17 protein-coding genes are annotated in these 21734 nt (G+C 52.1%); 7 read left to right on the top strand and 10 right to left on the bottom strand.

Going from position 1 to position 21734, the window contains the following annotated elements:
* Nucleotides 1–2: 2 nt before the first annotated feature.
* The 3 genes from UNDKW_RS05905 to UNDKW_RS05895 all read right to left on the bottom strand — a co-directional run bounded on the left by UNDKW_RS05905 (nt 3) and on the right by UNDKW_RS05895 (nt 2983).
* Nucleotides 3–1616 carry a ShlB/FhaC/HecB family hemolysin secretion/activation protein gene (locus UNDKW_RS05905; protein ID WP_232063259.1) on the bottom strand — a complete coding sequence of 538 codons (1614 nt, stop codon included), beginning with the start codon at nt 1614–1616 and terminating at the stop codon, nt 3–5.
* A gap of 375 nt (nt 1617–1991) precedes the next feature.
* A complete protein-coding gene (locus tag UNDKW_RS05900; RefSeq protein WP_162057950.1) occupies nt 1992–2573 on the bottom strand; it encodes a hypothetical protein in 582 nt (193 codons plus the stop codon).
* A gap of 14 nt (nt 2574–2587) precedes the next feature.
* Nucleotides 2588–2983, bottom strand: a complete 396-nt coding sequence (locus tag UNDKW_RS05895; protein ID WP_162057949.1) for a DUF6404 family protein — start codon at nt 2981–2983, stop codon at nt 2588–2590.
* A 501-nt stretch (nt 2984–3484) separates the two neighbouring features.
* Between UNDKW_RS05895 and UNDKW_RS05890 the strand changes: the two genes are divergently transcribed.
* From UNDKW_RS05890 to UNDKW_RS05880, 3 genes are all read left to right on the top strand, one after another.
* Nucleotides 3485–4540 (top strand): acyltransferase family protein, encoded by a 1056-nt coding sequence (locus tag UNDKW_RS05890; RefSeq protein WP_232063258.1) that lies wholly within the window; start codon nt 3485–3487, stop codon nt 4538–4540.
* A 94-nt stretch (nt 4541–4634) separates the two neighbouring features.
* A complete protein-coding gene (locus tag UNDKW_RS05885) occupies nt 4635–6236 on the top strand; it encodes a glycoside hydrolase family 10 protein (protein ID WP_370529091.1) in 1602 nt (533 codons plus the stop codon).
* 329 nt (nt 6237–6565) lie between these two features.
* Complete coding sequence (locus UNDKW_RS05880; RefSeq protein WP_162057948.1) at nt 6566–9406, top strand: TonB-dependent receptor domain-containing protein; 2841 nt, start codon at nt 6566–6568, stop codon at nt 9404–9406.
* A 91-nt stretch (nt 9407–9497) separates the two neighbouring features.
* On the opposite strand, the gene UNDKW_RS05875 is transcribed toward UNDKW_RS05880, so the two are convergent.
* On the bottom strand, nt 9498–10814 hold the full coding sequence (locus UNDKW_RS05875) for a serpin family protein (RefSeq protein WP_162057947.1): 1317 nt from the start codon (nt 10812–10814) through the stop codon (nt 9498–9500).
* Nucleotides 10815–10948: 134 nt separating this feature from the next.
* Nucleotides 10949–11518 (bottom strand): L,D-transpeptidase, encoded by a 570-nt coding sequence (locus UNDKW_RS05870; RefSeq protein ID WP_232063257.1) that lies wholly within the window; start codon nt 11516–11518, stop codon nt 10949–10951.
* Nucleotides 11519–11683: 165 nt separating this feature from the next.
* On the opposite strand from UNDKW_RS05870, the gene UNDKW_RS05865 reads away from it, so the two are divergent.
* Nucleotides 11684–12571, top strand: coding sequence for an N-acetylmuramic acid 6-phosphate etherase (locus UNDKW_RS05865; RefSeq protein WP_162057946.1), 888 nt, complete (start codon nt 11684–11686; stop codon nt 12569–12571).
* An 89-nt stretch (nt 12572–12660) separates the two neighbouring features.
* On the top strand, nt 12661–13563 hold the full coding sequence (locus UNDKW_RS05860; protein WP_162057945.1) for a LysR family transcriptional regulator: 903 nt from the start codon (nt 12661–12663) through the stop codon (nt 13561–13563).
* Here the strand turns inward: UNDKW_RS05860 and UNDKW_RS05855 are convergent.
* From UNDKW_RS05855 to UNDKW_RS05835, 5 genes are all read right to left on the bottom strand, one after another.
* On the bottom strand, nt 13560–14906 hold the full coding sequence (locus tag UNDKW_RS05855) for a serine hydrolase (RefSeq protein WP_197893103.1): 1347 nt from the start codon (nt 14904–14906) through the stop codon (nt 13560–13562). The two genes, UNDKW_RS05860 and UNDKW_RS05855, sit on opposite strands and share 4 nt — an antisense overlap.
* A 2-nt stretch (nt 14907–14908) precedes the next feature.
* A complete protein-coding gene (locus tag UNDKW_RS05850; protein ID WP_162040206.1) occupies nt 14909–15508 on the bottom strand; it encodes a M15 family metallopeptidase in 600 nt (199 codons plus the stop codon).
* A 137-nt stretch (nt 15509–15645) separates the two neighbouring features.
* Nucleotides 15646–17505: an ABC transporter substrate-binding protein gene (locus tag UNDKW_RS05845; RefSeq protein ID WP_370529090.1), complete on the bottom strand. Its 1860-nt coding sequence runs from the start codon at nt 17503–17505 to the stop codon at nt 15646–15648.
* On the bottom strand, nt 17439–18446 hold the full coding sequence (locus UNDKW_RS05840; protein WP_162057944.1) for a succinylglutamate desuccinylase/aspartoacylase family protein: 1008 nt from the start codon (nt 18444–18446) through the stop codon (nt 17439–17441). The genes UNDKW_RS05845 and UNDKW_RS05840 overlap by 67 nt, the downstream gene beginning before the upstream one ends.
* A 14-nt stretch (nt 18447–18460) precedes the next feature.
* A complete protein-coding gene (locus UNDKW_RS05835) occupies nt 18461–19762 on the bottom strand; it encodes an AmpG family muropeptide MFS transporter (protein ID WP_162057943.1) in 1302 nt (433 codons plus the stop codon).
* 221 nt (nt 19763–19983) lie between these two features.
* Between UNDKW_RS05835 and UNDKW_RS05830 the strand changes: the two genes are divergently transcribed.
* A complete protein-coding gene (locus UNDKW_RS05830; RefSeq protein WP_162061783.1) occupies nt 19984–20928 on the top strand; it encodes an N-acetylglucosamine kinase in 945 nt (314 codons plus the stop codon).
* Nucleotides 20925–21734, top strand: coding sequence for an N-acetylmuramoyl-L-alanine amidase (locus UNDKW_RS05825; protein WP_162057942.1), 810 nt, complete (start codon nt 20925–20927; stop codon nt 21732–21734). The genes UNDKW_RS05830 and UNDKW_RS05825 overlap by 4 nt, the downstream gene beginning before the upstream one ends.

Here is a 21734-nt window from a genome sequence, read left to right as displayed (position 1 = left end):
CATTAATAGTTGATGCCCAGCCTGACATGCAAACGCCTGTCATCTTTGCTCAATTCATCCGGCGCATGCAGCGACTTGCCATAGTCCATCTGCAGCGACATCATGCGCGACATGGCCAGCCTGACACCTATGCCTACACTGGAAAGGGAAGCCGAACTCTGCTCCCCAGGCAGCGCCTTGTTACGCGACAGATGGGCAGCGTCATAAAAACCAAGTAGCTGGCACTGGGTAAAACTGGCACTGAAACCGGCACACAGATTAGGTGTATAAATTTCTACGCTGATCAGAGTGCCATAGTCATTGGCCAGCGCCCGTTCAGTAAAGCCCCGCACACTGCTGGCACCACCGGCACCGAACTGCTCACCTGGAACCAGGCTGTCCCTCGTATATTGACCACTGAGCAAGAGCTTCAATTGCCAGGCCGCTGGCAAGACTTTGCTATAACCAAAGCCATAGCGCAGGATGCTGTAGCCAGCAGTCGCGCCACTGCGCACTCGCTGGAAATCTTCGGTCTTGCCCTTTTCACCGCCGGGCAGGTTGTGCACTGCTGTCACATAGGCATTTGTCTCACCTGCCGTGGAATTCAGACTGGCCGCATAGCTGATACTGATGGGATGGACAGTGACATCATTACCCAGTTGTATGCCTTGCAGGGCCACGTTGTTCTTGAATGCCTTATAGTCCCAGCCAAAGCTCAGCCGAGAATCAAAATCTTCACTGCGGCCCAGGTTGAAGTTATAACGCCCGCCTACGACAAAACCACGGCCACTGACATTGAGGTCAAAGATACCAGCCGAGACCGAGCCTGAATCGACATTCGAATAACTCGCGTACAAATCCACACTGTCACCACGCTCATAAAGTGGCAAATGGTAACCAACACCAAACACCGCGTACTTACTCGGTTTTTGCAGGGTGGTCGTATATTGCAGGCTGAGTACATCATCATGCCCGCTGACATTGGCATGCTGGAACAACAAGCCCAGATGTGACTTGCCGGTATTACTGTCACCGGCATTATCCACAGTTGCCCCAACTGTCCAGGGCTTGCTGTCGGTGACATTCAGGACTGCATTGACTTCACCTTCCTGATTTGATGTCTCGAATTGCAAACTGGTTTTTTTGGCGGGATTTTCATTTGCCGTCTTCAGGCTCTCAGACAGTTTTTTAATATTGGGCGTATCACCTGCGCGCAACTGGGGCAGGCTGCGTTTGATATTGTCACTGTCGAAATGACGGTTGCCCTTGATACTGACATTGGCAATGCGCGCCTGCACGACGATGAATTTAACAACGCCCTGGTTCAATTCCTGCTCAGGCAAGACTACCTGCACCAGACTATAACCTTTCTGACGATAGGCTTTTTCCAGTGCTTCGAGCGCCCTTTGCACATCGGCAAAACTGCGGCCTTTGCCGGTATACGGTGCCAACAGGCTATCGAGTGCAGCAGCACTCAGCAAATTATTGCCTTTGACATCGTAACGGCTGATATCAAAACGCCCTATGACGCTATCGGTGTCCTGCGCTGCCAGTGGCTGGCTAAGCCCCAATGCCATGACGAATAGCAGGCTGAGGCTAAAACGGAATTTGACGTGCTTGTTCTTCAACGGTCTCATACTAAGATTTCCCAGTTACTGAGTCGTGCTATACCAAGTTTTTGGTGTGCGGAGCCTTGCCAGCCTCCGCGATGTACTGATCTATGCTAAATGTGCTGATATTGCTTGTCGACTTCTATTTTTATATCGAATTCTGTGCTGAAGATGCGCGCAAAAAACTGCGGCTGAAATGTCTGCTTACAAGTATCCTGCAATCCAATACGCACTACAAGCACTATGTTGTTAATTCAAACATGCTGTCTTATTTTGCATTCGGGAAATTTAAAACTGATGAGTTTAAGGCTTGTTTACAACGCAGAAATTTGAATGTGAGAGGTTTGAACCTCAGAAACTGGAATGTGTGAAATTTGAACTTCGTGAAGTTAAACATCAAATTCATGGACGAGTAACACGGCGTTTCACTTTTGCGTCTTTGCTTTCGAGAATGTGATCAAATTCGTCGACACTGAAACTGCGGGTGATCGTCAGAGACGGGCAACACATGGCGTCACCTGAAGTCATTTCCTTGCCCTTCAGGGTGACAGCACCCTGCTTGATACTCGGGCTGTTAAAATCAAAAGAACGCCAGCCACGCTCACCCAACTTGGTAACTGCGACCAGCAGATAGGGCCGTGTATGTTTGCCAGCCACGTCAAATTGTTCCTGTTCGGTAAAAAAGGCGATGAATTCTGCATGATGGTTGCCGCCACCATATCCTTCGAGATTGAACAGGACAACGGCGTCATGTTGATGGTCGCCAAACAAATTTCCATAGACGATACGGGCAGGATTTTCGCTGTAAGTTTCTGCAATGCCATCGCTAAACTGTGCGATCAGCCTGTCGAGCTCAAGCTGCATTGCTGCCTGTTGCGCTGATGACGCCACCGCCGCCGCACGAACTGGCGTTGAGGCAGCCTGAACAGTTGTGCAGACAAGCAGCGTGAAGCTGCACAGCGAAGCGGAAAGAAAATACTTCATGCCATCATCAATCATCAAGCAACGCTGTCAGGTTTGAACTCTTGCCAGGATGGCAGTCCATGCTTGCGTTTGCCATGCGCAAAATAACTGGCCAGGGCCAGGCCAAACAGAATACCGGCAATCCCGGCAGAATTCAGCATGGCGGTGGCAGACATGGCTGTTTTGGACCAGACAAAAAAGTACATCAGTGTCCCCCAGGCGATTGCATAAAAGCAGCCAGAAAACAGTGCGTTTTGCCAGAATTTGGCAAAGTGTGGCGGCGGAACATCAAAACCCATGCGCCACAACAGGTGCAAGTAAGGCGGCGCATAATTGCTGCGCATGATGCCCGTCTTTTCCAGTAACTTTAAGGCTGCCTGGCGCTTAAGCTCTCTACTGTTTTCACGATTATCTGATTCAGTGGTATTCATCTGTCTGCTTATCAAGGAAAACGATACAAATGCGTTACTGACGTGTTTGATTTATAAAAACGCCTACAAGAAAGCCGCACTGTAATATTTGATTATATGCAACTTAAACCTGGCCTGGAACTTTTCCCGAGTAGATAAACGACAAAAGAATAAATTACTTTTAAGCCTCACTATCAGGAAGGCTGTTGAAAATATTGATTTACAGAAAGAAAACCAAAACCAGTAAAGGCAGCGAATAACCCAGGCTTATATCTGATGAATAAAAAGTCAATCGCAGTTAACTGGTATTAGTGTCTATGATGTATGTAATCCTTCTTTCCTCGTTGGATTACTCTCATGACTCCCCCAAGACGAACGAGACCTCAAGGGCGCGCAAGCGCCCTTTTTTTCAGCCCATACTGTCAGCACGATGAATAAATCCAGATTATTGTCACTCGATGCATTTCGTGGCTTCACTATTGCCAGCATGTTCCTGGTGAATAATCCGGGTGACTGGGGCACTTGTACCCGCCACTTGAGCATGCGACGTGGTCAGGCTGGACTTTTACTGACTGTATTTTCCCTTTTTTCCTGTTCATCGTTGGTGTATCGCTACATATATCCCTGCATCAAAAACTCATGGCTGGCTATGCCCAGGGGCAGTTGCTCAGGCAAACCGCCAAGCGGGCCTTATGGATATTCCTGATAGGCCTCACACTTAACCTCGTCTCCAACTTTGATTTTCAGTCAGTTCGCATCCCTGGCGTCTTACAGCGCATCGCCCTGTGCACTCTGCTGGCAGCGCCAATACTGATTTATTGTGACTGGAAATGGCAGGCAATCTGGGCTGGCATACTCTTCACTGTGTATTCCATACTCATGTTAGCCGTATCTGTACCCGATGTTGACGGTATCTGGGCAAGGGGTGTACTGGAACCGGGGCGCGATGCCGGAGCCTGGCTGGACAGGCTCTTGCTCGACGGGCATTTATGGAAACGCGCAAAAACCTGGGACCCAGAGGGCGTGCTGAGTAGCCTGCCTGCCGTCAGCAGTGTAATCTTTGGTGCATGGACCGGACGCTGGCTCAGCAGCAAGCAGGATGCGGCTACCAAAACTGCCTGGTTCTTTGTCGCAGGCCTGGCTTGCCTGGCAATTGGCCTGGTGCTGGATAGCTTGTTCATGCCCATCAATAAAAGCTTGTGGACACCGTCGTACAGCATCTTCATGACAGGCTGGGCACTGATCAGTTTAGCCTGTTTTTACTGGCTGCTGGATGGCAATCCCTCCGCCCTGCTAAAAAAATCCATGGCAAAGCTCTGCCATCCCTTTGTCATGTATGGCATGAATGCCCTGTTCCTGTTCACCCTGTCTGGCCTGATTGCCAAAATGCTGGGATTTATCCATGTAGATCAGGCTGATGGCACTAAGCCCAGTCTGCAGGCACTTATCTATGCGCCGATCAAGGCCCTGCCCATGAATGCAGTCAATGCCTCCCTGCTGTATGCAATACTGTTTAATCTGCTGATGTTGCTGATCGCCTGGGCAATGTGGAAGAAACGCTGGTTTGTCAAAGTGTAATGCAGTAGCATCTCAGGTCTTTCGCTCTTTATTGCATTATTAGTCCGGCTTATCCATGTTTTCGTTACCACCCTCGTCACGACCTGCTTTTACTTTGTCTAATTTGAAAATTGCTCTTCAAGGTTTCAAGCTGCCTGCACTGGTCACATCTGCGTGTGCACTGATGCTTGCCTGCTCCACCGCAACGCCGCCAGTAAAGCCCCAGCCTAAACCTGTCGCAGTCGATCTGACCATCATCCCGCAAAATGCCCTGGTTAATTACCCTGTGCAAGTCAAAGATGCGCCGCCCTTGCCGCGTGAATTCCGCGCTGCCTGGGTATCAACAGTAGCGAATATAGACTGGCCCTCGCGCCGTGACCTCAGTACAGAAAAACAAAAGAACGAAGTCCTCACGATACTCGACAATGCGGTGCAGTTGAAACTCAATGCCATCGTCTTGCAGGTACGGCCAGCGGCGGATGCGATCTATCCGTCCATGTTAGAACCATGGTCAGAGTTCTTGACTGGTGAGCAAGGACGGCCACCGTCACCTTATTACGACCCTCTGCAATTCTGGGTGGAGCAAGCTCACGCACGCGGACTGGAATTGCATGCGTGGTTCAACCCCTACCGTTCCCGCACCGCGCAATCCAAAATGGCACTGGCGACCAACCACATCAGCAAGCTGGCACCGCAAGTCGTGAAGAATTATGGCGACCTGCAATGGATGGACCCGGGTGAACCGCTGGCAATGCAGCAAACCCTGAATGTCATCAGCGATGTTGTGCGCCGTTATGATGTCGATGGCATCCATATCGACGATTATTTCTACCCTTACCCGGTCAAGGGCAGCAATGGTGCAGAGCAGGATTTCCCAGATGACCCATCCTGGGTTGCTTATCTGCAGTCTGGCGGCAAACTGGCGCGTGCAGACTGGCGCCGTGACAATGTCAACCGCCTGGTAGAAGCAGTCAACCAGCGCGTACATCTGGAAAAACCCTGGGTGAAATTTGGTATCAGCCCCTTTGGCATAGGCAGGCCAGACCGCTTGCCGCCTGGCATTGCCGGTTTCAGTCAATATGACAAGCTGTATGCCGATGTAGAACTGTGGCTGGCCAAAGGCTGGCTCGATTACCTCGCTCCCCAGCTTTACTGGCCGATCAATCAGGGGCCGCAAGCTTTCAAGGTCTTGCATGATTACTGGCTGGCCCAGAACCCCACTGGCAAGCATATCTGGCCTGGTCTCTATACCAGCCGCATAGACAATACGGACAAGTCCTGGCCTGCTGATGAAATCCTGAACCAGGTCGATGCCTTGCGTGAAAAAGCCGGGAACGGCCACGTACATTTCAGCATGGCAGCACTGAACCAGAACCGCAAAGACATACGCAAACGCCTGGGGAGCGAGAAATACACGTCCCAGTCGCTGGTCCCCGCCAGCCCCTGGCTGGACAGCAGCCCACCTGCCAGCGCTGTGCTGGAAGCCAGTACCGACAAGAAATCATTACGCGTGCAACTGAGCTATACCAGCAATACCCGCCTGCTGGCGATCTGGAAGCGCACAGACCAGCAATGGCTGTTCTCCGTGGTGCCTGCCCAGAACATGAGCATAGACATCAGCGATGATCCTCAGCTAGGGGCAATCAGGCAAGTCACGGTGTCAGCCATCAGCCGTACCGGTGTAGAGGGCGTGCGCGCAAGTTATAGTCTGCCCTGAAGTCAGGTTGACATAAATTCAAGCAGCAAGTGTGGTTTTTAGATACGTATGAACAGCCTTGTACATACGTATTTTTCTTTGGCGTATGCGCTGTTTTTCCTCTGAAATCAGCATCCGCACTGGCAGACGGGCTGGTCATGGTAAACCCCATATCTTTTGGTTATCGCCCGTCATGATATTTTCATTTGTCACGTATTGTGACAAAACCCTAGTCTGGAACATATAAACATACACATAAAATTTATATCAATTCAAAGCAGCGACCAGAATTGAGCATAAACAAATACCGAGCTCACAATATCAATGTCGTACGACCAAAGGAGAGACCAGTGAAGTTAAAGACCATAGCCAGGTGCATCGCCCTGATAGGCATTTCTGCCGGTACCAGCGGATGGGTACAGGCGCAGGAACAGCCTGCTCCAGCACCGCAAAGGGTAGAAATTACCGGTAGTAGCATCAAGCGTATTGCCTCCGAAGGTGCTTTGCCGATAGAAGTCATTACCCGCAAGCAACTCGAAGCTGCGGGCATCGTCACTGCCGAACAATTTATTGCCAACCTGAATATCAATGGCAATGGCTCTGACAACCTGGCCAGTAATGCTGACGTTACCTCCGGTGCCCAGCGCGGTAATAACGGTGCATCTTCCGCCAACCTGCGTGGCCAGGGTGCTGACAGCACGCTGGTGTTATTGAATGGCCGTCGCGTTGCCACCCATGGCATGAAGGGCTCGGCAGTCGATCTGAATTCCATCCCCATGGCTGCAGTGGAGAGAATCGAAGTCTTGAAAGATGGCGCCTCAGCCATCTATGGTACAGATGCGATTGGTGGTGTCATCAACTTCATCCTGCGCAAGAATTATAATGGTCTGGAAGCCCAGGCCTTCACCGATATCTCCCAGCAAGGTGGTGGCAATATCAAGCGCGTGTCTGTGGTTGGAGGCTTTGGTGATCTGGAAAATGATCACTACAATGTCCTGCTGACGGCCACCCATAGCGAGAACGATGCATTGCGTGGTGACCAGCGTGATTTTGTCAATACCTTCCAGCCCAACCGTGGATTGTCGGTAGATACCCGTGGTACACCGAATGCGACCGTATTTGCCACATCACTGGCAAACACCATACTCAGCAACAAGAGCAATAGTGGCCCGGTATTCCCAGGTACTACCCAGGTCATGAATGCCATCAATGTGCTGAACCTGCCGGGCGGTGCGGGTTGCGGCGCGGTAGATGGCATGGCAGCTTATGATGCCAAGCTGTGGGATGTAGCATCATCCAAATATGCCTGCGCCTGGGACACAGGCCGCGCTGCCGTATTGCAGCAACCAGTCAAGAACGATAACTTTGTCGCCCGTGCCACGTTCAAGATAGGCACACACCAGTTGTTTGCCGAAGCAGTTGGCTCTCAGGTTGAAGTATCCAAACGCTTTTCACCCAACCAGGTGTCGCCGGGCACCAACTTCCCTGCGTCTTCATTTTATCCAAGCACAGGTTCAGCCTATAACGATGTCTTCAATGCCATCGTTGCGGTATTCCCAAGCATAGAAGCGAACCGTGGTGCGCCTATCGCCTACCGCTGGCGCTGTATGGAATGTGGCAACCGTGAAATCACCACCAAGACAGAAGCCGCCCGCTTGCAACTCGGTGCAGATGGCCAGATCGGCAAATGGGATTACCGCGTTGGCCTGTCGCGCGCGTACAGCCAGTCTGAATCCAAACTGGGCACGGGTTATAACTATACCGTTGCGCTGGCAAATGCCCTGGGTACCGGCATCATCAACCCTTTTCTCAAGCCTGGTGAAAAGCAATCGCAAGCTGCGCTTGACCTGATCAATAGCACTTCAGCAGCAGGCGTCACATTGTATGGTGGCAAGACCACGCTGACCCAGGCTGATGCTGCCCTGTCTGGCGAAATCTGGCAATTGCCAGCAGGCCCCGTCATGGCTGCAGTAGGTGCTGACTTGCGCAAGGAAGAATATACCTTCAATGGTGATGCCAGGGCAGCCAGCGTACGGCCTGCCATCCTGAATGCGCCTTTTGATGACAGCAATGCCTTGCCCAAGGTCAGCCGTGATATCCGCGCCGTGTATGCCGAGGTACTGGTACCGGTCTTGAAATCACTGGAAGTTACCGTTGCAGGCCGCCAGGATCATTACTCTGGTTTTGGCAGCACTTTCAATCCCAAAGTAAGCTTCCGTTATACACCGACAGATACACTGCTGTTCCGTGGTTCATACAACACAGGCTTCCGTGCGCCTTCGTTCAACCAGTTGTTTAACGGCATTACCGACTCACCTTATGCTGGTAAAGACCTGGCCGATCCAGCGACTTGCCCGACTTTGAAGGTCGATAGCAGCAAACCTGGTTGTGCAGCCATCACGCCGAACATCCTGACGGGCGGTAAAACCACGCTGGGCCCTGAAAAAGCCAAGCAAGGTACAGTAGGCGTGGTCTGGGCACCAAGCAGCAATTTCAGTGCCAATGCTGACATCTGGGAAATCCGCAAGGAGAATTCCATCATGTCTATAGACCTGACCACCATGCTGCAAAACTATGATCTGTTCAGGGGCCAGTTCTTGCGTGACAGTACGGGCGCATTGGCTTTCATTGATCAACGCTGGGTGAATGCCGGTTCCAGCATCACCCGTGGTGTAGAAGTTGGAGCCAAAGCCAATGGTGCAGTTTTCAATGGCAAATGGGCTGCCGGTCTGGATGGTTCTTATCTGCTGGAGAAAAAATCCCGCCCCATGGCTAACGCACCTTATGGCGTAAGCGAAGTTGGCCGCTTCACCTTCACTGGTGACCTGGGTCTGAGATGGAAGCACACTGCTTTTGTCAACTACACCCAGGGTGACTGGACAGGTACACTGACGCAGATTTACCGCGCTGGCTACAAAGATCAGGTCTTGCCTGGCGTACAGAATGGCCTGGTCATGCCATCGAACTACAATCCTAACGTCAAAGCCTACATCATCTACAACATGAGTGTCACTTATAGCGGCATCAAGAACCTGACGCTGACTGCCGGTTTGAAAAACATCTTCAATACCGACCCGCCATTTGCCATCACTTATGACAGCAATACCGGTGCAGGCAGCTCCTGGGAACCACGTGTAGCTGATCCACGCGGACGTGCATTTACTTTGCTGGCGAATTACAAGTTCAAGTAAAACGAATAAGTAGCAAACTAAAACAAAACCCCCTTGGCATCAATCAATGCCAAGGGGGTTTTTTATGCGCTACAACTAAAGCATCTATCGATTAGTTTGCAGCAGGATTCATGAGCTTACCCATGAAGATGATGAGACCAGTCTGCCTGTCCCTGATCATGAACAGGAAAGGACGGTCCAGCGTCAACTTCAAGGGTTGGGTCAGATTAATGCTTGTGACACCGATCAACACACCCGTAGCCGCAGCAGCTTCAGTGCCCTTCTCATCAACATTGATGAAGGCCTTGTGTACGACACCAGAAATCGACAATTCGCGGTTACCGCTTATCCCGGAAAAATCTGCCTTGCTTGCATCAAAGGCAGCGCCCATGCCCAGAGTACTCAGACTGGAGTTCATCGCCGGGCTGGCACTGAAGTTAAACTTGGGCATGCTCAAGGCAATGTAATTGTCTTTCAAACCTGCCGTGATGTCGCTGATGGTTGTACTGCTCAGGCCCTGGATAAAACTGTCAAACTTGCCCGCATCAGGCACGACGACCAGCATGGCCAGTTTGTTATCGATATAAGGCAGCTCCACCGCCTGATACCCCTTGCCCTGCACATACTGGAAATTACTGGTCAGATTCATGAAGGGCAGATTTTTCACACTACCTTTACGGTCAGTAAAATCCTGGTTTTGTGTCGCCTCTTTGGTAAATGGCTGCGCCCAGTCTGACTTGAACCAGATCGCATTTGTCAGCACCACGCGGGTCTGTGGTGAGATGCCACCGGCAGGTATCAGATCCTTGATTTTTTGCTGTGTCTGGTCGGCCACCCAGTTATTGATTGTCAGACGTGAAGGCTCAGCAGCGCCAACAAAATCCTGCAAGTTCACAGCAGCACCAAAATTCACGCTGAGTGCATCAAGGTAGCTGCTTTGCAGACTGTACCCCTGCTGTGCCCACAAGGCATTGGCGATATTCAAATTAGGCAATTGCGCATTTGGTTTGGCTGCGGTCGAGGTTTTATCTGCCAGCAATAAATCAAGACGATTCAGGGCTGGTTGCAAACGGCTTTGCTGCAGTTGGAAAGCCAGGGCCTTTTCCATGCCACTAAGGGTATCGCCCTTGGCACCGGCTGCTGCCATCTCCAGCGCCAGTGTCAGGCTGTACGGGGAATACACCAGATTGCTATCGCCCTGAGCATCCAGCAAAGGCAGGATTTTGAGAGCAAATTCAGTATTCCCGACCACTGCCGCTGCCAGATCGGTATCGCTGGCCTGAGGCGCGACATTGCGTGCCAGCGTGGATTTGGCTGTGCTGACAGCCTGGGGCTTGCTGGCGTCAGGAGTGGTGGCTGAAGTACCTGCCCCGCCGCAGGCAGAAACCAGAGCAAGTAGCAAGCTTGAGCATAGGAGTGTAGGGCGCATGTTGAGCTTTCAATTGAGCTGTCATAATAAAAACACCTGACCATGATACGCCCGGCCTTATTCTGAATCAGCTCAAAAATGTACTCAAATTGTCATCAAATTGTAAATACCGAAAGATATTTTCAAATAAACAATCAAGATGTTGCGCTAGCTGTCGGCTGTTCAAGCACATCCACCACCGCACCAACACCCACCCGCTCAAACAACTCGGCAATATCTACCGAGCGCATACGTATGCAGCCATAGCTGGCAGGCGTGCCGAGCAGGCTTTCCTGCGGCGTACCGTGGATATAGATAAAGCGTGGATAAGCATTGCGGTTGCGCACTTCGGTGCCCCGCAGCCACAGTATACGCGTTACCACGGGGTCACGCCCAGGTGCGTCTGCAGCCACAATCTCGCCAGTAGGCTTGCGGTCTTTGAAGACTGAGCCGAGTGGTACGCCAGCGCCGATTTTCTCGGCGATCTGCATGCGGCCACCCGGCGTCATATAGCTGTCTGGCATATCACCTATGCCGCGTTTGGCGGTAGAAATGACATAGGTCGCGACCGGCTTGCCATCTTCCAGCAACACCATTTTTTGTTCAGGGACTGAGATGAGTAATTGATGGCGGGTATCACCACCTTGCAGCCAGCCCCACTGGCAAGCCGATAGCAGCAGGCTGGCAGCCAGCATCAATATCAAGTGACGGCGAAGAATTTGCATTGTTTATCTGTGCTTTAAGGATAAGCCAGCATAAGCTGATCAAAGAGCATCTGCAAATAATTCATGCAGCCGCATGCATTACCTGAAGTTATGGGCCGGGTATCAGCTTTCATTTGTGCTCTGTCTTCAGAGGACATAAGGTAATGAGAGAAAAGGAATCAAGCCATGCTGAATACAGAAGCACCTAGCGTTAACCACACAGGACTGGATTTATACCCGACCACGCAACTGGTTGATGCCTTCATTGATGATCAGTTCAATGCCATACGTGCAGTCAGCCTGGCTGGGGCACAAATCGCGGCGGCTGTGGATGCCGCCGCACCTCGCATACTCGCAGGTGGCCGCCTGGTGTATGTGGGTGCCGGCACTTCTGGCCGCCTGGGTGTACTTGATGGGGTGGAATTATTGCCAACCTTCTCATGGCCAAACGAGCGCGCTTTGTCCCTGCTGGCAGGTGGCAAACAAGCCATGTTTGTTGCAGTCGAAGGTGCAGAAGATGATGCTGGCCAAGGCGCCAAAGAAATCCAGCAACTGGGTTTGACAGCCAATGACGTAGTGATGCTGATTGCCGCATCCGGTGCCACGCCTTATGTACTGGGTGCCTTGCAGGCAGCACGCCAGACAGGTGCCTTGACCATAGGCTTTGCCAATAATCCTGGCGCACCTGTGACTTTGCAGGCCGAGATAGGTATCACCCTGGATACCGGTAGTGAAGTGATTTCTGGCAGTACCCGACTGAAAGCAGGCACCTCACAAAAAGTCGCCCTGAACAGCTTTTCCAGCGCCCTGATGGTCAGGCTGCACAAGGTCTATGGCAACCTCATGGTCGATGTCAAACCAACCAATGTCAAACTGCTGCGGCGCACCGTTGCCTTGACTATGCATGCAACCGGGCGCGACGAAGCATATTGCCGCCGCATCCTTGAAGAATGTGACTTCCATGTCAAAACAGCGATACTGGCTATCCTCAACAACATCAGCGTGACAGCCGCACATGCCAAATTGCTGGCCTGCGGTGATGACCTGCGTCTTGCCCTGCGTACTACGGTTTGAACTACAACAGCTGAGCGTCAATCAGTACGGCAATAAATCCCGCCAGGCGTTACAATCAAACTCGTTTTTTTGCTGAATGGACTTTCACCATGCGTTTGCGTCATATCGAAGTTTTTCATGCCATCATGCAGGCAGGCACGATCAGTGGTGCTGCGCAATTGTTGAATATTTCACAGCCTGCAGCGACCAAGGTCTTGCAGCATTGTGAAATACAGCTGGGCCTGAAACTGTTCGAGCGCATCAAGGGCAAGCTGCATCCCACGCCAGAAGCGCACAAACTGTTTGCTGAAGTCGATAAACTGAACCGTGATTTGCAATCAGTACGCAGGCTGGCCAGCAATTTGAAAAATCATCCTGACGAAGCAGTCAGGTTGGCATCAACACCGACCCTGTCGATTACCGTCGTGCCCACTGCACTGGCTGCCTGGCGCAAGAAATTTGCTAATGTGCATTGCACACTGGCGACCCATCATACCAGCGAAATTGTCAATGCCCTGTTGCTCGGTGACGTGGATTTTGCACTGTCATTGTATGACCCCTGCCACCCGAATATCGCGTCTGAACCCTTGATACGTGGCAGCATGACAGCCATCGCACCGCTGGGTAGCTGGGCAAAGAACCTGGACAATACTGCCCTGCCCGTTGCCGACCTGCCCAAGAACCTGATTGCGCTGGATCTCGATGACCATCTTGTCAGCCGCGTCATGGATGCCTGTGAAGAACAGGGTTTGAGCTTTACTTCCTACACCGTGGTGCAGACCTATTTGCTGGCCAGGACGCTGGTGGAGCTGGGTGCTGGCGCAGCCGTCATCGACCCCTTTACTGCCGCCACATCTGACCATAGCAAAGTGCAATGCCGCCCCTTGTCGCCAAATGTGCCTGTGGATTTGTATCTGCTGACAGTAAAATCAACGCCACTGTCACGCTCTGCGCGCGCTTTCGTCGAATGCATCAAGGAAGCCGGGGCTGAGTTTATTGCCCGTACCAGCTAAAACAGGGTGTAAAGTGATGCCTGTATCTGCTCTTCCCAGATACTAAGGCTGGAATAGACACCGGGATTTTTTTCCGGATCAGCCGCAACACCGCCTATGACATAGATAATGCCATTCCGTGTTGCCGGGTCAAACAGGAAAGCGGATTGCAAACCATAGGCAAAGCCCAGATGACCAACCGGTTTGAAGGCAGGCCGGGCCTGTACCAGCCTGTCGCCAGAATGCGCAGCGCTGGTATCAGTGAAACGCTGAAAACCCAGCCCCCAGGATAAAAACAGGCCATGGTAATCATCCCCATTGTGGGTCTTTGCATCGTAACGCCATTGCTCTGCAGTCAAAGCCTTGACGCTGGCAGGTTTTAGCAAACGCACGCCATCAAGCTCACCTTCGTTCATCAGCATCTGCATGATGCGGCTCAAACCTTGTACGCTGATGCGCAAACCGCCTTGCGGGCTGGACAAGGTAGCATTTGTACCTGGCCGGTAGTTTTCCAGTTGTCTTTTAAGCAGAGGTTTATTGCGAAAATCATCTGTCTGCGCCACCCACGGGCCTTGCGCATTCCACACTTCATTCGCCTGCTTGCGGTACAAGACAGACAACCGCGACAAGGCATCTGCCGATAAAAGTTCAGGGTGATATGCACCTTCTATCTGCAAGGGTTGCAAGACCAGATTTTGCATGAGCAGATCAAAGCGCTGGCCACTGACGGCTTCCATGACGGTGCCCAGCACGCCCCAGTTCAGATTCACATAATGGAAATAGCGGCCAGGTGCAAAGTTCTCTCCCGGCTTGGCTGTCGCCGGATCAGCCCATTGCTCACCTTGCGCAAAGTTTTTGCCACCAGGCTGCAGGAAACTCTGCATAGTGACATCTGCAGTGAAATTATAGCCACCATCATCCCGCAGGGATGAGGTATGACTGAGCAGCATGCGGGTAGTGATCACTTTGTCTGGATAATGCGGGTTCCTGAGTTTGAAACCCAGGTAGTTGCTGATATCGGCATCCAGGTCAAGCTTGCCCTGCTCTACCAGACACATGGCACCTATGGCAGCCACCATCTTGGAGACCGATGCAACGCGAAACAGGGTTTGGCTGTCAGCAGGCAGGCTATTGGCGGGGTTTTGAAGATCTATATAGCGCTGACCGAACTGTTGCTGATAAACGACTTTACCAGACTTGATCGCAAGTACGGACAGGCTGGAAAGCGCTTTATCAGACTGTGCGGCAATCGTAGCCAATTGCTGCGTCACCAGCTGTTCAGCGGTCGGATTGACTTGCGCCATGGCCGTGCTTGCCATCAAGGATAAAAGCAATAGCAAGTAACGGGCAGGATAAGACTTCATCCTCAGTCTATGCGCAAATAAGTTTCGCGCACGACCACCGGGTCGCCACAATTGAAATGCCACCATTCGCTATTGATGCCCCTGAATCCGCCATGCGCCATTGCTGCCCGCAATATGCCACGCTGGTCCAGCTGGTGCTGGGTGAGCTGCCCTTCCGCCAGCATTCTTTGCTCAAGTGCAGGATGGGATTTTTCTTCGAGGGCATCAAAGCCGCTGCCCATGTCCAGTTCCTTGCCAGCGGCATCGATGAGCGTGACATCCACCGCCATGCCAAAGGAATGGATGGAACCACGTGCCGGGTCGGCGACGTACATGCGCAAGGGTGTGCCATCCAGGTGCTGCCACAGCATTTCCTGCACGCGGTGCGGGCGCAGGGCGTCGAGTACCAGGATGCGCAAGTCAGGGTGATGTTCATGCAACCAGTTGACTGCAGCCTGCAGGGCAGCAACCGCTTCGCGGTGCAACCAACTGCAGTCCAGATCACCATATAACTCACGGCCGACAAAATTGTCGGCACCGACATAACGTAAATCGATAACTATGCCGCTGACGGTGTCGAGCCGGCAAAAATCAGGATGATCCGCAATCAATTCACAACGCACACATTCTCCACACAACAGAGTTTTTCATAATCGCAGCATAGGGTGAGTCACCTGCACCTGCCAATGAAAACTTACCGATGACATATAACCAGATGGAATGATCAGGCTTTGAACTTCCATCAGGCTATCAATACAAATTATTTTAATACTTTATTACGGGCTGCAACATCCACATCAACATAGCGCCAGCTTGTAAAATCCACCGGATGTCTGTAGAAGTTTTGTAGCCAGGGCTGGGATAAATCTGCCGTCACAGGGTGTATACGCGGCACCCAGGGGCTATAGCCATGCATGAGCTGTGCCATTTGCCGGTAAATAGCCGTTCTCTCCGGGCTGTCGCTCAGACGCATGGCTTCTTCATACAGCTTGTTAAAGGCAGGCAAGTTGAAGCGCGAATAATTGGCACGACCGGCATTCGGGCCATACAGAAGCTGGTAAAAATTCTCGGCATCGGGAAAATCAGCAATCCAGTTGGCCTCGGTCATCTGCACCTTGCCCAGGCGGGCAGCACGCAAGATTTCAGAATGCTTGTCAGTCTTGAAGCTGACGTGAATGCCGATAGCATCCAGGTTCTTGCGCCAGACTTCGTCGCGCAAGCGGCCGGTCGTGCTGGCCAGACTATGCATTTGCAAATACAATGCCTGCCCATCAGGCAGATTGCGGTAACCATCTGCCGCGCGTTTATAGCCAAATTTGTCGAGCAAGGCATTGGCCAGCTTTAGGTCATATTGCACCGGAGTTTTATAGCTGGCATCGTAACCCAGCACATTCGGTGGCAAAGGAGATTGCGCCTGTATCGCCAGGCCTTTTTCCATCAAGGCGATGTCTTCCTTGCTGTCATAACTGAGGGCAATGGCGCGGCGCAGGGCGATTTTCTCCGGGGTATAGCCGCCTATCACCGGGTCTTCCATATTCATCCACATATAAGAAGTTTGAAGTGGAGTGAACAGCGACAGACGCACGCCCTGCTGTTGTAATGCTGGCTTGAGCTTGCCATCATCCAGCACCATATTCGACAGTGGCGGCGGCACTTGTTCCAGATAGTCAAACTCATGGTTCAGAAAACCCAGCACACGCGACTGCTGCTCTTCCATGATCTTGATTTCTACCTTGCTGACACGCGGCAAGGTCTGCCCTGCCAGGCTGGCAGCGATTTTCCTGGTAACATCATCGGTACCCTGGTCATTGAACACCACTTTGCGGTATTGCGGATTCGCCAGTAACTCTATACGAAAACTGCGTTGCCATTGCCCGAGTATGAAAGGGCCGGTTCCTATGGGGTGATTGCCGACCTGGTTGCCATAAGCCTCAACCACTTCCCTGGCTACGGCCCCAGTAGCAGTAGTCGCCAGGATGAACAGGAAATTGCTGTCAGGTGCGTTCAGGCGCACGCGCAAGGTGTATTTATCCAACGCCTGCAAACCGGGGATGCTGGTTTGCAGATTGAAGTCCTGGCCCTTGCCATCTTTGGCGGGCTTGAGTTTTTCATCACCGAGCAACTTGCCTTCAAACATGAACAGCCACGGCGACTTGACCGCAGGGTCATAGATGCGCTTGATGCTGTAGATGTAATCTTCTGCCGTCAATTCCCTGGGCTTGCCCTTGAATGCAGGATCAGGTGTAAACAGGATGCCGGGTTGCAGATGCAGGACATAGGTTTTACCCTGATCCAGTATCTCTGGCATGCTTTTCAGGGTATTTGGCTTGAGTTTGACAGGTCGCGCCAGGTAGTCATAGCGCAGCATGGGTTCAAAAATATTTTCGTTGATACTGACGGAGGGTACGTCAGATGCCACTGCCGGGTCGAGGCTGCTCTCTGGTGTCGTCACCAGCACGCGCAAGACTTTTTCATTGCTGGCTGCAGCATGTACAGGCATCACGCTGACCAGGGCAGACACACCCAGCAATGCAGCACAAAGGAAACGCAAACTCATGCTATCGACTTTCCAGACCCGGCCAGGGCCAGTCGGGGGTTGGGTTTGGTCAGGTAAAACCATTCTTCACCAGCACTGGCACCAGCGTCAGGGAAGATGATGCGGCCATCCTGATCTGCCCTGACTTCAGTACCATCGGCGCGCTTGCCTATCAGCTCGCCTTGTTTCAATTCATCAAAGCTGCGCCATTCGCGCACGAAACGATCGCCATCATGCAGTTTATCGATGACATCATAGATGCGCAGTGCTTCCACCTGTGCCACAGGTTCTGGCGCTGCACCGGCGATCACACCCAGGTGACGCAGGCTGTTGACGATGGCGGTATAAGCCACCGCTGGCGCTTGCGGGTCGAGATGCTGGCCGCATTCCAGCGTCATCGCATAACCACCGACTGAACGCATGTATTCTGTGGTACCTACGCCAAACTGTGTATTTGCATTTGCCACAGTTTTGGCATCGGCATCATGTGCCAGCCGCTCCTGGCGGCATTGCACGCCACGCGCATAAGTGCTGAGCCAGCCATCCACCAGCCTGTGCACACCGAGGCGCATGGCCATGGCCAGTTCCTGTTTTTCATGGCTGAATGATTCTATGGGGCCACGATTATTTTCTGGCCCTATAAGGACAAAAGGCTCGCCCTGACTACGGAAAGAATGCAGATCCAGCAAGACATCATGCTGGGCCATCAACGGGCATAACCAGTTTGCCACATGATCTTCAAATTCCTGCACATCAGTCGTTGGTATCAGGCGGCGGTTCAGGTTGCGTTCGCCTTCTCTTTGCCCCAGTTTGTAGGCCAGCGGATTGCATACCGGTACCAGCGTCAGACGGCCAGCCAGCAATTGCAGGCTGCCCTCTTCGAGTTCTGCAATGACGCGGCGGATTGCCTGAGTGCCGCAGGTTTCATTGCCATGCACGGCACCAGTGATAATGACACTGCTGCCAGGCTGTGGTGAGCTGTAGCTGTTGCTTTGAAAATGATAGGGGTAAGCGGTTTTGTTCATATTTTATTCAGCCTCTATTCAGTTTTTTTTCCAAAGGCCGGATCTACTTTAATAAGGGCGGTCACAACGAAGGTAGGAACGGCAGCGATACATATCCAGACAAAGAAATGGGCATAGCCCAAATTCTCTTGCAAGCGGCCACTGAACATCCCTGGCAACATCATGCTCAGCGCCATGAAACCCGTACAAATCGCATAATGCGCGGTCTTGTGTTCGCCATCAGCAATCATGATCATATACAGCACATAGGCTGTAAAGCCAAAACCATAACCCATTTGTTCTATGGCGACAGCAGCACCAATCAGATAGATATTGCCTGGCTGCACAAAGGCCAGATAGACATACACCAGATGCGGCACATTGATCGCCAGTGCCATCGGCCACAACATGCGTTTCAAACCAAAACGCGAGATCAGCGCACCACCGGCAAGGCCACCTATGGTCAGCGCTATCATGCCCATGGTGCCATACACGATACCAACCGCCTGGGTAGAAAGACCAAGGCCACCTTTATCGATACTGTCGAGCAAGAACGGTGGTGCCATCTTGACCAGTTGCGCTTCACCAAAGCGATACAACAAAAGAAAGGCTATCGTCAGCAGTATGTTTTTCTTTTTGATGAACTTGCCAAAGATCGTAAAGAAAGTGGCCACTACCTGATTCGGGTCCCCATGCGCCGTATCACTGGCAGGACGTGGCAAGGCCCATTTATGGTAGGCAGACAGACTGATGAACATCACCGCCAGCACACAAAAAACCACGACCCAGCCAAACCTGGCATCGCCTGTCATGTCGCGCAACGTGCCAGCCAGATAAACCAGGGCGCCCTGCCCGGTCAGCATGGATATTCTGAAAAACATGCTGCGTACACCAACAAAAGCCGCCTGCTGATACTGTTCCAGCGCCAGCATGTAAAAACCATCCGAGCTGATGTCATGGGTGGCCGCACTGAACGCCAGCAACCAGAACACCAGCAGCGTCGCCTGGAAAAAACCTGGCATGGGTATGGTCAGGGCCACCAGCCCGAACATCGCACCTATGATCAGTTCCAGCGTAATGATCCAGAAGCGTTTGGTCTTGAACATATCGACGAACGGCGACCAGAACGGCTTGATCACAAAAGGCAGGTATAACCAGCTTGTATATAATGCAATATCCGAATTGGAAATATCCAGGTTTTTGTACATAATGACGGAAAGTGTCATTACCACGACGTAAGGAATCCCCTGGCTGAAATACAATGAGGGTATCCAGCGCCAGACCCCGCCCGCAGGAACTTCAGGTTTTTTGACTGCAGTAACTGTCTCGCTTGTCATTTTTATCTTTTTCTTGAATGGTAAGGCCTGGATCATCTTCCCAGTAAAATACCGGGATTACGATTGAAATTTTGCTGCTGCTTCATAGCAAAAAGTTATAAGCCGGATGCATCTTTTCATTCGCTGCCAGCGCCAGAAGCGCCCTATGATAAACGAACAACTGCCAGTTATTGCAATTCAGCACGACGATGTTTCAACAAAATCAACAGAAACCTGTATTCATGTCACCTGATCAGCAAGCAAGCCTGGCACAACAAACCGCAGACATTGCGCTGGGCATAGATGCAGGCGGCACACAGACACGCTGGGCTCTGGCAAACAAAGATGAACAAATCCTTGCCAACGGCACGGCCGCAGGCCTGACCGCGCTGCAAATTGACAAACCGGAAGGAAGAGAAGCCGTGCACCAGATATTTGCCAGCCTGGCAGCTGCCACTGGCAGCCATGGCCAGGTAGGCAGCATACGCGCAGGCATCACCGGCTTTGGCGGCGATTCACAGACCCTGCCAGATATGCTGGCTGAGTGCTTTAACTTAAAAAAGCAACATATCCTGGTCAGCAATGACATAGAAATTGCCTATCTCGATATTTTCAAACCCGGCACTGGTTATCTGATCTATGCAGGTACCGGCTCTATCGCTGCCTATATTGATGCCGATGGGGAATTTCACCGGGCAGGTGGCCGTGGTTATCTGCTTGATGATGCCGGGGGTGGCTTCTGGATAGCACGCGAAGCCATCAGCAAGCTCTGGCGGGCGGAAGATGAAAATCCCGGCCAGTGGAAAAATTCAGAAATGGCGATCCGTATTTTCAAGCTCATCGGTGGCAATGACTGGAATATATCGCGCGACTTTATCTATCATCGCAGCCGTGGCGAAATTGGCAAACTCGCCCTGGCCGTCGCCTCTGCTGCCTACAGTGACCCAGTCGCCATGTCCATCTTGCAGAATGCAGGTAAGGAACTGGCGCGCCTGGGCATGGCCATGTGCGCCCGCTTTGGCAGCAAACCGATTGCACTGAGTGGACGCGTACAGGAATTGCATCCGGCTATCGTTGAATCCCTGCGCCAGAATTTATCACCCGAGATATCCCTACGCCAAAGTACTTGCCAGGCACATTTTTCTGCAGCACGGCTCGCTGCCCGACACCTCAAAAACCTACCATGAAAAAAATCACGCTATATAGTTTGTTTACTGCTGTCAGCCTCTTCATCAGTGGCTGTGCCACCGTAGGCCCCATGGGCAAACTTGATACCACCATTTCTGCCAAGAGCCAGGAAGAACGCGTGCAATTCATCATCCTGCACTACACCGCTCTGGATGAACCCACCTCCTTGCGCGTACTCAGCCAGCAAGCCGTCAGCGCCAATTACCTGGTTGGTGATCAAGCCCCCATCAGAGTCTGGCAACTGGTACCGGAAAATCACATGGCGTATCACGCTGGTCTCAGTGAATGGAAGGGCTATAGCCGACTGAATGCCAGTTCCATAGGCATAGAAATCGTCAATCTCGGTTTCAAGGATACGCCAGAAGGCAGGATTTACTTCCCCTTCCCGCAAGCCCAGATAGACCGCGTGATTGCCCTCGTCAAGGATATCTCGGCACGCTACCAGATACGCCCTGAATACATACTCGGCCATTCCGACATCGCCCCGTTGCGCAAGTCAGACCCTGGCCCGCTCTTCCCATGGAAGCAACTGGCCGATGCTGGCCTGATCCCCTGGCCCAAGGCGGAAGAAGTTGCACAACGCATGACAGCTTATGAGCTGCAGCTACCGGACATCAAATGGTTCCAGCAAAAACTTGCACAATACGGCTATGGCATTCCACAGACCGGTCTGCTCGATGAAACCACCCGCAGTGTGCTGGTCGCCTTCCAGACCAAGTACAGGCCAGCAAAGTTTGACGGCATGCCAGATGCAGAAACCGCCGCCATACTCGACACCCTGCTTGCTAATCTGAAGGCGAAATAA

The sequence above is a fragment of the Undibacterium sp. KW1 genome (genome assembly GCF_009937955.1).
Lineage (GTDB): Bacteria > Pseudomonadota > Gammaproteobacteria > Burkholderiales > Burkholderiaceae_D > Undibacterium.
The sequence above is the reverse complement of the archived record's forward strand: the minus strand, read 5'-3'. Positions and strand labels throughout refer to the sequence as shown.